Raw genomic sequence first — 12,678 nt, 5'->3', positions numbered from 1 at the left:
TTAATGGCTCCTTGGCATGGCTTTGCCGCGTAAACCACCGAGGGCAAAGTTGAGGATCAAGGCCAAGATTAGCAGCACTAGCCCGAGGGCGATAGCTTGGGCGAAGTCGCCTTTGCTGGTTTCGAGTGCGATAGCTGTGGGTATGTTACGGGTTACGTTTAAAATATTGCCGCCGACCATCATAGAACAACCCACTTCGGTCAAAATACGACTAAATGCCGCGACAATCGCCAGCAGTAAGGGCATACGTAGCTCGCGGCAGACTGTCCATACGGCGCGGCACCAAGAGGCACCTAAAGTGCGTGAGGTTTCCCATGCTCTACGGTCAACGCTAGTAAAGGCGGCTTGGCTCATCGCAATCAGTACCGGCGCGCAGATCAACATTTGCCCGAGGATCATGCCTTCTTGGGTGAATAACCATTTTAGATCGCCAAGAGGACCATTGCGGGTGAGCAGTAAATAGACCAGCAGACCGATAACCACAGTGGGGATAGATTGCAGAGTTTGAACTAAGTTAGTGACTATCCATTTACCGCGAAATGGCGCAAACGCCAGCACAAAGCCGAGTACCATAGAAGGCACCAGCGTGATGAGCAGAGCCGCGAAAGATACCGAAAACGAGATCGAAATGATGGACCAAACGTCGGGGTCTAAAGAAAACAGCAGGCTTAACGCCTGCTGTAATAGTGCTAGCCAGCCGTCGCTCATTCGCTATAAGTTGCCTTGAACAATTGCTCGCCATCAACTTTGAAGTTATTGATCATGCTTTGACCTTCTTTGCTGATCAACCAGTCACTGAACGCTTTAGCGCCTTTGTGGTTTAGATCTGGGTACTTAGCAGAGTTGATCAGGATAACTTGGTATGGGTTGGCTAAGGTTTTGCCGCCATCGAAATCAACACCAAGATCTAGCTTAGTTTTGTAAGCTACAAAAGTACCACGGTCAGACAGAGTGTAACCTTGCATTTCGTTTGCCATTAGCAGGGTTTTGCCCATGCCTTGACCTACTGAAGTGTAACCTTTGAAATCGGGTGTCACACTTGCCGCTTTCCATACTTCTAACTCTTTGATATGAGTGCCTGAATTGTCACCGCGGGAGATAAAAGGTACGCCTGATTTGGCAATTTTCGCGAAAGCTTCTTCGGCATTTTTGCTGTCACGGATTTTTGCTGGGTCATTTTTAGGGCCCAGTACCACGAAATCATTTTCCATGATACCACGGGGCTCAACACCAAAACCGTCGGCTACAAATTTAGCTTCGGCACTTGGCGCATGAGTCATAACTAAATCCACGTCACCTTGCTCACCCAGTTTCAGGGCTTTGCCTGTACCAGTGGCGATAACTTGAACCTTGTAGCCAGATTCACTTTCAAACTTAGGTAACAGTTCTTTTAATAGGCCTGAGTTTTCAGTGCTGGTGGTCGTGGCTAACTTGATAACTTCAGTCGAGTGAGCGGGTAAAACGGTGAACATACTGGCTGCAACAACCAGGCCCAGTAGTGACTTAATATGAGATTTCATGTTTAGCATGGGTACTCCTTGGCGAAAAATAGGATTCCAACTCAAATGCCTACTGAGTGGAAGGTCTCGTAAATTGTAATACGTTCGGTTGAAAGCAAATTAGATGCCAAGCTGAGAATGCGGTCATTTTCTTCACAGCTTAACCTAATTTGTGAGCTTGATCCCAAGCTTAACAAATACTCTACAGACAAATTGTCTCAGCACCTACTTCCTGTGGTTCATAGTGACCTATTCATCTATTTTCAGTGCTAGAATTGGTCGCAAATGAGTCAAAATGTCCAGAAGCAGACAATATGAGCCAGATAGATAATAACCTCAAGCCTCTTCCATCGGCAGTATCGGTACTGATTGTTGATGATGAACCCGGAATGCGCAGTTTTTTAAATAAGGCACTCTCGAAGAAATTCGCCTTAGTCGAAACAGCAGGCAGTATCGAAGATGCGGAGCAGCTACGTAGCCGCTGCCATTTCGATTTGCTGATCGTCGACATTCGCTTGCCAGGCCGCTCAGGTATCGAATGGCATGAAGCGCTAGATGAGCAGGGTCGTCGTTCGGACATCATTTTTATGACCGGCTATGCCGACATGGAAGTGGCGATTACTGCGCTGCGCGCGGGTGCGTCTGATTTCATCATGAAACCTTTCCACCTTGAGCAGATGATGACTGCGGTCGATCGTTGTATCGAACGCCGCCTGCTCAAACGCGAGAATTTGATGCTGCGCCGTGAGGTTTCCATCGGTTATTCATCGACCATTATTGGCAGCAGTGAGGCCATGAAGTCGGTGAAACATATTATCGAACGTGTGGCGCCGACCAATGCCGTGGTGTTGATCCAAGGTGAGTCGGGCACGGGTAAGGAATTAGTCGCACGCCAATTACATTTACTTAGTGGACGTCAGGGACCTTTTGTCCCCGTTAACTGTGGCTCTATCGCCCCTGAACTGCTTGAAAGTGAATTGTTTGGCCATACCGCCGGTGCATTTACGGGGGCGAAAGGCAATCGTGAAGGTTTATTCAGTTTTGCCTCGGGCGGGACGATTTTCCTCGATGAAATTGGCGAAATGCCACTGAAAATGCAAACGGCATTGCTCAGAGTATTAGAGCAAAAAGCGATTCGCCCTGTGGGCAGCGAGAAAGAAGTGAACATAGATGTACGAGTGATCGCGGCCACCAATCGTACTTTGATTGATGAAGTGGATGCGGGGAATTTCCGCCGTGACTTATATTATCGACTGAATGTGCTCGATATTTTAATCCCGCCATTACGTGACAGACCCGAAGATGTGGTTGAGTTAACCCATCACTTCACTCGTCAACTCGCCGCCGAATTAGGGGTTAGAGAAGTCGTGTGGAGCCATGAGGACATGGTGAAGTTGCAACAACACGAGTGGCCGGGCAATATTCGTGAGCTGCGCAATATGATTGAGCGCTGTATTTTGCTGGGCAAACCGCCGGCGGAATATTGGAAACAACAGCTAAAGAGTGAGTCTTTATCGACATCGGGTTATCCATTGGATTGGCCATTAAAAGAAGTCGAAAAACACCATGTGACCAGCGTTGTGGACTTACATTCTGGCAATAAGTCTGCCGCGGCGAGGGATTTAGGCGTTTCGCGTAAGACCTTAGATCGTAAGTATAAAGAGTGGTTTGATTTCAGCGGCGATCAGGAGTCATAGGGTGTCATTCTTCACTCACTTTTTTGGTGTCAGTTGGCAGCAAATGCAGGCCAAGGTGCGCTATCGCATATTAATCCTGACATTACTGCCTATTCTACTGACACTGGTGAGTTTAGTGTTTATCACTATTTACTGGAATATCAGTTACACAGGTAAGCAGCTGTTTATGAAGGTTAAAGCTGACTTATCTGTTGCCGAAAATACCTTGCAGCAAGTACAAGTACGGCAAGAAAAACAACTCGAACGTGTGGTAACGTCTTGGACCTTTCAAAATGATTTTAGGCCACTTTTCAGTGGTAAAGAATTAACTGGTGAAGTCATCCACAGAGCCAGTCTCGACGCTTTTCTCCTCGAACAGAAAAAACAACTTAACCTCGATTATCTGCGTCTCGTCACTGTCGCCGAAGCGGCCGCTGACCCTGATTTACGGCAGATCCTCCCAAAGATAAACGGTTTATTACCTTATTCCGGCTTGATGGTGTTGCCGCCCGAACGCTTATCTCGCATCGACCCAGAATTAGCGGTCACTGCGAGCATCCCGATAGTCGCGACTTTGCGGGCGCAGAGCCCGACAAAAACCGTTGAAGAACGCGGTTTATTGAGCCGTAGTCTACTGCCCGTGCCTGATATGCAAGGTAAAGTGGCGTGGTATCTGGATGGCGGCATCCTGTTTAATCGTGACATTCGGATTGTCGACCACATTCGTGATCTGGTGTACGACAAGGGCACCTTGCCCGAGCGCTCCATTGGCACTGTGACCATCTTCTTAGATAACATACGTATTTCCACTAACGTGCCACTGCACTTTTATCCCACGGGCAACGAGACGCAAGGTCGCGCGCTGGGCAGTTTAGTGTCGGAGGAAGTTAAGGAAAAAGTATTAACCCAAGGCGAGCAATGGGTCGATCGTGCCTTCGTGTTTAACGATTGGTTTATATCCGCTTATGCTCCCTTGGAAGATATTCGTGGCCAGCGTGTTGGCATGATCTATACGGGGTTTTCTGAGTCACCTTTTATCCATAATTATTTATTAAATATCATAGAGCTGGGCACGATTCTAATGTTGGTGCTGTTGGTGTCAGGCTTGCTGGTTTATCGCGGCGCCTATAGCTTGTTGCAGCCGATCGAGCGTATCCACCATGTTGTTCAAGCGGTGCAGTCGGGGCGCAATATTCGTATCGGCGCTTTAGGGTTAGATAGGGATAACGAGTTATCGAACTTGGCCGAGCAGTTCGACAGTATGCTCGATCTGCTGCAGCGCCGAAATGCCCAGATCCAAGCGGCGGCAGAGCAGCTTGAAATGAAGGTCGAAGAGCGTACCCGCAGCTTGCAGGACAAAACCTTAGAGTTGCAACGTAACGTGGCGTTACTGAATGAAACACGTCAACAGCTCGTCACCAACGAGAAGCTCACCGCACTCGGTGAATTGACCGCAGGTATTGCCCACGAAATCAATAATCCGACCGCCGTTATCCTCGGCAACATGGAGTTACTGCGCTACGAACTTGGCGATAATGCTGAAGTGGTAAAAGAAGAAATTGATCTCGTGATTCAACAGGTGGGACGGATCAGCACCATTATCCGCAGTCTGTTGCAGTACAGTCGTCCAGGCGAATTTAACGCCCCGTTAGAAATGCATCCGATTACCCCCATTATTGAAGAGATGCTGGTGTTAGTGCGGCATTCGATTCAGAAACAAGAAGTAGTTTTGATCACTGAGTTAAACGCCAGTTGTCCAGTGCAGGTCAATCGACCGCAGTTGCTGCAAGTCTTGATTAATCTGGTAGTAAACGCGGCGCATGCGATGGACGGTAAAGGACGTATCTGGGTGCGAACCTATGACTGGGTGCAGCAAGATATGCCGATTGGCGTCAAAATCGAAGTGGAAGATGAAGGTTCTGGGATAGCACCAGAGCAGCTAGGGCGGATTTTCGACCCCTTTTACACCACGCGTAAGGATGGCACTGGTTTAGGGCTTTCGCTCAGTTACGGCATTATTAAACGGATTGGCGGCACGATAGAAGTGAGCTCAACCTTAGGTAAAGGCACATTATTTACCATAGGTTTGTACCATGAGGCGAAGGAAGATCAGCAAAACAATCCCTACGAGGGCTTACATATTGCGGGCAACTACAGCGATATGTCTGCCGATTAGCTTAGCGGTTTAGTTTTGCCGAGTGAGATATGGCTGTTTGTTGTATTCGATTGATTACGTGACATTTAAATATGGCTGCAGTTGTTAGTTCTACTTTATGTGGCTTTGCATCACCGAATTTTAGGCAAAAAAAAGCCGGATGATGAATCCGGCCACAAAGAGTGTGTGTGAGCAATGTCGTGCTTGCAAACTCAGGAGCTCCGTAACAACGTCGATTACCAGTCATCGTTGTTAAAGATGAGTTTTGGAACGCACGTTAACGATAATCATTCTCAATTGTGTTTGCAAGCTATTTATTGAAAAAAATGCACATCTTTACAAATATCGTTTCGCTCTCATCCATTAACAGTTTAGATCGACTTACGTAGATGCAGTTTATGGTCGACTAAGCTTTTAGGATCGGCGTTGAGCTCGGTAATTAAATATTGATTACTGATCAACAAATTTAGCATCGCAGGAAAACGGTTCATCGTTTTCACCTGAATATGGTTATAGCCTTGACGGCATGCCCAGGTTTCTTGATATTCGAGTAGACTCTGCGCTAAGCCTAAACGTCTAAAGTCAGAGGCAACGCCACCTAACCAACTATAAAATATGGCCTCTTCTTGCTCGTAACCCAGTTTAAACCCTGCCAATTCACCTTCCACATACGCAACTAAGATCAAACACTTTTTGCCCTGTAAGCGCTGATTTAGCACTTCGTTGGTGAGGGGGCGATCGAGTTCAGGGATTTGTTGACTAAGTTGGATAAGCTGAGTGGTTAACTCGGGAGTCAAACCTGACTCTGCTTTTATTTCGATAGAATACATTGCTTGCTCTCATAAAAAATCAGCCCCACTCGCGCGTTAACAGGAGCAGGGCTGAGCTATTAACTGGTCAAATTATAACAGGTCTGGCCAGTTGAGTTAATCAGGAAATTGACTCTTGCGGATTAGTTCGCAATATCTTGTCTTGTAAGACTTTTAGCAAAACCCCGTAGGCAGGCAGGAAAAGACCTAAGCTCACGATCAGCTTAAAACCGTAATCGACAGTGGCGATTTCGGGCCAATTGGCCGCCATAAAACTATCGGAAGAGGCGTAAAAGGCGATGCTGAAAAACACTAAGGTATCGACCAAATTACCCACTAAGGTCGATGCTGCAGGCGCGACCCACCAAGAGCGGCTCATTCGCAGACGGGCAAAAACCTTAATATCCATTAACTGGCCAATCAAATAAGCAGCAAAGCTGGCGAAAGCGATTCGGAACACAAAGGTATTCCATTCTGCAAGTGAGTCAGCGCCTTGGAAGCTACCTTGATGGAACACAACTCCCATCACGTAGGAAATCATCAAAGCGGGAATCATAGCTTTGAGTATGATGCTTCGTGCGGCTTGTTGGCCAAAAATACGGACAGTGAGATCTGTGGCTAAGTACACGAATGGAAAGCTAAATGCGCCCCAGGTTGTGTGGTAACCAAATAGCTGAAATGGCAATTGTACTAAGTAGTTGCTGACGCAAATAATCAGTATATGGAATCCTACTAATAGGAATAAGGCGCGGCGAAGCTGCGCTGTGGTTAACATTAACATATGTGGCCTTTTTAGTTGTGTAGGGCGGGGTGAGGGAACCCGCTAATTTTCAATTTATTATGTTTACGACAATATCACCGAACATTACCGATCGCAGCGAGGCGAAATCGGGTCGCCATTATAGTGGCCGAGTTTTAAGATGCAAGCCTGCTGTTTAAATGTACGCATAGAATGAAAACTCTTCTACACTTTGTGTACGTCGAAGGAGGATAGCCATGAGACGATTCTTTGCTATTTTTTGCTTACTTTTAGCCGTGTTACCTGTATCCATTTGCGCCGCCCAGCCGATTGTCGTCAATGTAGCGACGGCATCGTGGGATGATTTTGCCAATCGTGATGAAACGGGCTATTACTTCGAGTTACTCCAACGGATTTTCCCTGAGCCAGAATGGCAACTTAAGGTGCAGTTTATGCCCTTTGCCCGCAGTTTATATCTTGTTGAGCACAATCGTACCGATATCACCCTCAGCGTTTATAAGGGAGATACTAAAAAGGCGCTGTTAACTGAGAATACGGTTGAAGTGGATTCTATCGATGTAGCGGTGACCGCCGAGTTAGCGGCGACTTGGACAGGACTTGAGAGTCTATCCCATAAGAGGGTTCAGGCCATGTTGGCCTATCGATACAATATGTTGACTCCCGTGCCCATGTACTACGAAGAAAGTAGCGATATGCTGACTATGCTCAATAGCTTAAATGCAGGGCGCATAGATGCCGTGCTGGATTATAAATCTAATTTGCTTATGTATGTGCCTAAGCTGAAGGCGCCACAAAATTTTGTGATTATTCAAGGCGTACTCAAGGCTGAAACCTATTTCGCCTTCGCGAATACTGAAAAAGGTCAGATGCTGAAACACCATTTTGACCTTGCACATAAACGTTTAATTGATTCGGGTGAACAGGACAGGCTTTACCTTGAAACGCTTGAAAAACGAAGGGTTGATGGTGAAAAATAGACCTTAGGCTTATTACATTTCGAACAGAATCGACATGATAGTCGCGAGTTTATTTTCAAGCTCTTGCCACTCAGCTTCGGGCTCTGAACCCGCAATAATTCCCGCCCCCGCAAATAGGTTAATCCGACCGGGTTCGATCAACGCACTGCGGATTGCCACTGAAAACTCACTCTCGTATTTATTGAAATAACCGCAGGCACCAGCGTACCAGCCACGAATATAACCTTCACGCTGACGAATAAAGTTCAATGCCGAATGCCGCGGTAAGCCACCCACTGCAGGGGTTGGATGCAGCGCTTGCAACAGTTGGAAATCATTCACGCCCGGTTTTAATTCGGCTCGAATTGCGCGATGTAAATGTTGAATATGATTCAGTTTAAAGATGGTCGCTAATTCATCGGCGCCAACATAATTACTCAGCGGTGTGAGCATATTCACTATGTGACTGCGAACGAGTTGGTTCTCAACGCTATTTTTGTTGTCTTCTAGCAAGGCATTCGCCAGCGCAATATCTTCTTCTTGATTGAGGCCGCGAACTGTCGTACCTGCGAGTGCCTCAGTGAATAATTCCTGCTGACGGCGGCGGAATAAACGCTCTGGTGAGCAAGAGATAAAGGTGCGTTCTGGACTGAATTGGAAGCCAAATTGGAAGCTGTTGGGATTACGTCCCTGCCAGCAAGCCAGCACCATCCAAGGATCGATAGGTTCGTTGACTTCAAGTTGCGTTAAGCGGGATAACACGACTTTTGGGGTATCTTGATTGAACTTAGGATCCACCACTTGCTCGACTAAGGTTTTCCAGCGTTCAAAATTGGGCTTGTCACTGCGGCCAAGAGGAACGATTTTCTTCGGTGGTGAGAGTGGTTTAGCGGGCATCACAGCTTCGATGGCGGCGATGGCCTTGTCGATTTCGCTATGGTGATCATTCTCGGCAAAATTAAGATTTACTAACAGACTAAACTTGCTACCGCTGCGTCTAAATTCAATGCGCGGCAGGATAAAGCGGCTATTACCGAACTCAGGCCAAGACTCTATAGTGCGATCGAAGGCAACACCGCCATAGTAGCGAATATTCTGATTCGTCGATAAGGCTCGCTGCTCTTGGTAGGCCATGGCCAGTTGCTGATCATTGATTCCGGTTTCAAATTTGAAGTCTTTACATACCCCAATCGCCGCGACTTCTTCGATTCTGTCACGCCCATGCCAGTAAATACGTGGAAATTGTGTCTGCGATGCCAACCATGAAATTAAAGGCATAGCGACAGTTGTAAGCGACAACTGCGCTATCGGTTCCGTCGGCGGAACTTGCTTTAATTGAATGAGTTTGTCGATGAGAGACTTAAGGTCTTCAGACAGGGCATGAGCGGGCAAATAGAACTCCAAAGTAAAGATAAGGGATAAAGGCGAAAGCTGAAGGTCACTCTGTCAGCGTTAATAAATTCGACTCAGGTTAATGTACTCTTTTTCAAGTCATTTACCTTTAGTTGATTCAGTCTGTAAATAAGAATCTTTCGCTCAAATTAAAGGCCAAGGTCGAGAGTGTCAAGATGTAAGCCCCCAGCGTGTGACTTTCGCCATAGTCTCATTTTGCGCTGATAAAAAATGTGACTTGAGTGGGTCTTTTTGTCGGGCAAGTCACCCTCGGTGGACATTTTGTCTCTTAGTCGTTAAATGTACTTTCCCTTTGTCGTAATTAGTCGATCTAGGTTGGTTTTTAAACGTTTTTCGGTTGAGACAGAATAATCGCGGTCCACAATAGCTGGCACATCTTAAATTTTCTACGTGACAAGTTAGATGCCTATTAACGTATGACTCGCCGTGGGAATGAAAAGACTACTAGGGTGAAGCCTTGTCATAGGATGTTCGTTAGATCTTTATAGGCAGATATAGCATGAAACTCTTAGATCTCGAAGGCGTTAGCTTCAACTATGGCAGCCAGTTACCGACGGTATTGCAGGAAGTTAACTTGGCTATTGGCACTGGCCAATGTCATTGCGTGAGCGGTCCTACGGGCTCAGGAAAATCGAGTCTGCTAAACCTACTGGCGGGCGTGTTAAATCGCCCGCATGAAGGTGACATCTGGCGTTATCCTCAATTGGTTACGGGTCTGGTAATGCAAGACCCACAAACTCAGCTACTAAGGCAAACTGTTGGTGCCGAGGTGGCTTTCGCCTTAGAAAACCTCGGTATTCCCGCCGAGCAAATACTACCTAAAGTGCAATTAGCACTGCGGCGCGTGGGCTTGTATTTGCGCCTCGATACCCAAGTCAGCACGCTTTCCCTCGGTCAAAAATATCGTTTAATGATTGCCGCCCAACTGGTGTGCGAGCCGCATTTACTACTGCTCGATGAACCTTGGGCGCAACTCGATGATCACGGTGTGAGTGAGCTGCTGGTCGTGCTCCGCAATCTTATCCAAGATGGCATGGCGCTAGTGTTGGTTGAACATAACGCCGCGGCCTTCGCTGAGATTATTCAGCATTACTGGCAGTTAGAGGCCGGCAAGCTATCCGAAGGCGTCTATACCGTGACCGATGCGCCGCAAGTTGAGGCACCTGCGTGGCGAAATCAACCTAAGTTTGAGCACTTAGGTAAAGTCTTGGTCAGCGCCGAAGCTTTTGATTTTGGGTTCGATGCTTGTCCTACATTATTTGCGTGTCCGCAGGGATTTCAACTGCAGGCGGGTGAGATAGTGACCTTAGTGGGAGATAACGGCTCAGGTAAAACGAGTCTGCTGAAAACCATAGCTGGCGTACTTAATTTTAGGCAGCGTATTCCGCTTAAAGTGCTCGGGAGAAGACCTAAGTTGGGGATTTATGGCGCTGAGTTGGGACTGCTGATGCAAAGGCCGAGTAGGCAATTATTCGAGACCAGCGTGCTCGCCGAAATGCAGTTTAGCCTTAGGCGTTTTGATCTCCCCAAAGAACGCGCAGCGCAGATGTTGGATGAATTGGATTTATTTAGCTTAGCTCAGCTGTCGCCCCACAAATTATCCTACGGCCAACAGCACTTGATTGCCTTAGCGTCACTCGCCTGTTTACGCCCTAAAGTATTGCTTTTGGACGATCCATTGGCGGGGATGGATAAGCATTACTACGGCAAAGTGTGGTACTTGCTGAAGCGGTTAAGCTCTCAAGGTTGCGCTATTTTGCTCAGCAGTCACAGAAGTATTGAACACAGCGCTGTATCACGGCAACTGAGTTTACGTAATGGTTTATTGGTGGAAGAGTCAACTGAAATGGCTGAGCGTTATGTGGGGTAGTTGTGAGCTTTTCGCGCGTGATGGTCGCCGGTTTTGAATGCCTAGCCCTTAGGCATTTATTGAAAAAGTGAGAGTGTGAAACGGGTCTTGCCTAAGCCTTGAGCCCTTATTCCATCGCATACTGTTTAATGCATTTTGTTTATCAAGAAAGTCTATGGTGATTTTCTAATGCGCGGCTTAGAATGCCCCTCACGCCTGTTCTATAATAATCAAGAATAACAACAGAACATTTGAGCGTAGGTCGCTTTTATGTCGTATGGTTAAGTTGATATTTTATTCGGGCACATCATCCTTGGGGTTGTAGATATGAGTGAGTCGGCAGAATCAGTTGAGCTTATCAAATTACCTGTGTCGCAATTGACATTAGGTATGTTTGTCAGTGCCATAGACAAAAATGATAAAGGTCAACTTGCTATTGCAAATGCTGGACAAATTAAGCACAAGGATGCGATTTTAAAACTGGCCAAAAGCGGTATTAAATTTGTTTGGGTAGACGCCGAGCGTTCGGCAGAACATTGCGGTTTAAAGAAAAAAGCTACCAACGATAGTCAAACCGACAATCGAAAAGCGCCAGTGAGTCGCGATAAGCAACAAGCTCAAGCTAAGGTTATGCTGACCGAAGCGAAAGATCTTATTCGTAAAGTGTTATCAGAAACCTTCGAAGGCAAAGCCATCGAAGTTGCGCCCTTCGAAGCGTTAGCCGATACCATGATTGAGTCTGTCATGTTAGATGCTGATGCACTTAAATGTATGTCTGCGCTCCGTTCAAAAGATGCCTATCTACTCGAACATTCAGTGAATGTCGCCTTTCTGCTGGTAACCTTTGGTAAATATCTACAACTGGATCGCGATATGCTGCGGCAAATGGCGGTCGGTGGGATTTTGCACGATATTGGCAAGATTAAAGTCGATAATAAAGTGCTGCACAAGCCGGGTAAACTGACACCAGAAGAGTTCGAACATATGAAGCTGCATCAAGTGTATGCGCTTGAAATTATGAACGAAACTACTGGTCTGTCGCAGATCAGTAAAGATATCTGCTTAATGCACCACGAAAAGTTAGATGGCCGTGGTTATCCAAGGGGCTTGAAAGGTGATGAAATCCCCCGCCATGGCCGTATGAGTTGTATCGTCGATATCTTCGATGCGTTAACCGCGACGCGCTGTTACAAAGAGGCCATGAGCCCTGCCGCGGCCTTTAAAATTTTACTCAGTCTGACGCCATTCCATTTGGATCAAGAATTGGTCTATGAGTTTATTCGTTGTATTGGTGTTTACCCTGTGGGTTCCTTAGTTGAATTATCGGACGGCCGCGTTGGTATTGTCTGGGCTTCGAAAGACAGAGATGCACTGCATCCAATCGTAAAGTGCTTTTATTCTTTAAAAGTAAAACGTTACACAGATGTTGCTATGGTGGATTTATTAAAATCTGAGCTGTATATCGAGCGCGGCGTGTCACCGAGTTCATTGGATATCGATCCAACGCCTTTCTATTAATTTTCAAATTCTGCCTCTAACGCCGGTCATCTGTATCGATGGC

Annotated in this window: 10 protein-coding genes; 5 read left to right on the top strand and 5 right to left on the bottom strand. The window is 46.7% G+C overall.

Annotated elements, in window-relative coordinates; genetic code table 11:
* On the bottom strand, positions 1-708 hold the full coding sequence (locus tag MO387_RS07080; RefSeq protein ID WP_006079398.1) for an ABC transporter permease: 708 nt from the start codon (positions 706-708) through the stop codon (positions 1-3).
* Positions 705-1,529, bottom strand: a complete 825-nt coding sequence (locus MO387_RS07075; RefSeq protein WP_006079399.1) for a substrate-binding domain-containing protein — start codon at positions 1,527-1,529, stop codon at positions 705-707. The genes MO387_RS07080 and MO387_RS07075 overlap by 4 nt, the downstream gene beginning before the upstream one ends.
* 284 nt (positions 1,530-1,813) lie before the next feature.
* Between MO387_RS07075 and MO387_RS07070 the strand changes: the two genes are divergently transcribed.
* Together MO387_RS07070 and MO387_RS07065 are read left to right on the top strand one after the other, a co-directional pair.
* Positions 1,814-3,196: a sigma-54 dependent transcriptional regulator gene (locus tag MO387_RS07070; protein ID WP_006079400.1), complete on the top strand. Its 1,383-nt coding sequence runs from the start codon at positions 1,814-1,816 to the stop codon at positions 3,194-3,196.
* Position 3,197: 1 nt separating this feature from the next.
* Positions 3,198-5,351 carry a cache domain-containing protein gene (locus MO387_RS07065; protein ID WP_006079401.1) on the top strand — a complete coding sequence of 718 codons (2,154 nt, stop codon included), beginning with the start codon at positions 3,198-3,200 and terminating at the stop codon, positions 5,349-5,351.
* A 350-nt stretch (positions 5,352-5,701) separates the two neighbouring features.
* Here MO387_RS07065 and MO387_RS07060 read toward each other — a convergent pair whose 3' ends face one another.
* Together MO387_RS07060 and MO387_RS07055 are read right to left on the bottom strand one after the other, a co-directional pair.
* Positions 5,702-6,160, bottom strand: a complete 459-nt coding sequence (locus MO387_RS07060) for a GNAT family N-acetyltransferase (RefSeq protein ID WP_107950016.1) — start codon at positions 6,158-6,160, stop codon at positions 5,702-5,704.
* 100 nt (positions 6,161-6,260) lie between these two features.
* A complete protein-coding gene (locus tag MO387_RS07055; RefSeq protein WP_106648874.1) occupies positions 6,261-6,920 on the bottom strand; it encodes a 7-cyano-7-deazaguanine/7-aminomethyl-7-deazaguanine transporter in 660 nt (219 codons plus the stop codon).
* A 215-nt stretch (positions 6,921-7,135) separates the two neighbouring features.
* Here MO387_RS07055 and MO387_RS07050 point away from each other — a divergent pair, with 215 nt between their 5' ends.
* Complete coding sequence (locus MO387_RS07050; RefSeq protein ID WP_107950014.1) at positions 7,136-7,876, top strand: transporter substrate-binding domain-containing protein; 741 nt, start codon at positions 7,136-7,138, stop codon at positions 7,874-7,876.
* A 12-nt stretch (positions 7,877-7,888) separates the two neighbouring features.
* Here the strand turns inward: MO387_RS07050 and MO387_RS07045 are convergent, their stop codons facing one another.
* Complete coding sequence (locus MO387_RS07045) at positions 7,889-9,247, bottom strand: isochorismate synthase (RefSeq protein WP_012197876.1); 1,359 nt, start codon at positions 9,245-9,247, stop codon at positions 7,889-7,891.
* A 520-nt stretch (positions 9,248-9,767) separates the two neighbouring features.
* Between MO387_RS07045 and MO387_RS07040 the strand changes: the two genes are divergently transcribed.
* Both MO387_RS07040 and MO387_RS07035 read left to right on the top strand, forming a co-directional pair.
* Positions 9,768-11,138, top strand: a complete 1,371-nt coding sequence (locus tag MO387_RS07040) for an ABC transporter ATP-binding protein (RefSeq protein ID WP_107950011.1) — start codon at positions 9,768-9,770, stop codon at positions 11,136-11,138.
* 306 nt (positions 11,139-11,444) lie between these two features.
* Positions 11,445-12,635 (top strand): HD-GYP domain-containing protein, encoded by a 1,191-nt coding sequence (locus tag MO387_RS07035; RefSeq protein WP_107950009.1) that lies wholly within the window; start codon positions 11,445-11,447, stop codon positions 12,633-12,635.
* Positions 12,636-12,678: the final 43 nt, after the last annotated feature.

The sequence above is a fragment of the Shewanella sp. N2AIL genome, assembly GCF_022690845.1.
GTDB classification, from domain to species: domain Bacteria; phylum Pseudomonadota; class Gammaproteobacteria; order Enterobacterales; family Shewanellaceae; genus Shewanella; species Shewanella baltica.
Note: the sequence above shows the minus strand (reverse complement) of the source record. Positions and strands in the feature narration are given on the sequence as shown.

Excerpts from the sequence above, each read along its gene's own strand:
- MO387_RS07070 (WP_006079400.1), top strand. The coding sequence starts at position 1,814 with ATGAGCCAGATAGATAATAACCTCAAGCCTCTTCCATCGGCAGTATCG.
- MO387_RS07080 (WP_006079398.1), bottom strand. The coding sequence starts at position 708 with ATGAGCGACGGCTGGCTAGCACTATTACAGCAGGCGTTAAGCCTGCTG.
- MO387_RS07075 (WP_006079399.1), bottom strand. The coding sequence starts at position 1,529 with ATGCTAAACATGAAATCTCATATTAAGTCACTACTGGGCCTGGTTGTT.
- MO387_RS07040 (WP_107950011.1), top strand. The coding sequence starts at position 9,768 with ATGAAACTCTTAGATCTCGAAGGCGTTAGCTTCAACTATGGCAGCCAG.
- MO387_RS07035 (WP_107950009.1), top strand. The coding sequence starts at position 11,445 with ATGAGTGAGTCGGCAGAATCAGTTGAGCTTATCAAATTACCTGTGTCG.
- MO387_RS07055 (WP_106648874.1), bottom strand. The coding sequence starts at position 6,920 with ATGTTAATGTTAACCACAGCGCAGCTTCGCCGCGCCTTATTCCTATTA.
- MO387_RS07050 (WP_107950014.1), top strand. The coding sequence starts at position 7,136 with ATGAGACGATTCTTTGCTATTTTTTGCTTACTTTTAGCCGTGTTACCT.
- MO387_RS07060 (WP_107950016.1), bottom strand. The coding sequence starts at position 6,160 with ATGTATTCTATCGAAATAAAAGCAGAGTCAGGTTTGACTCCCGAGTTA.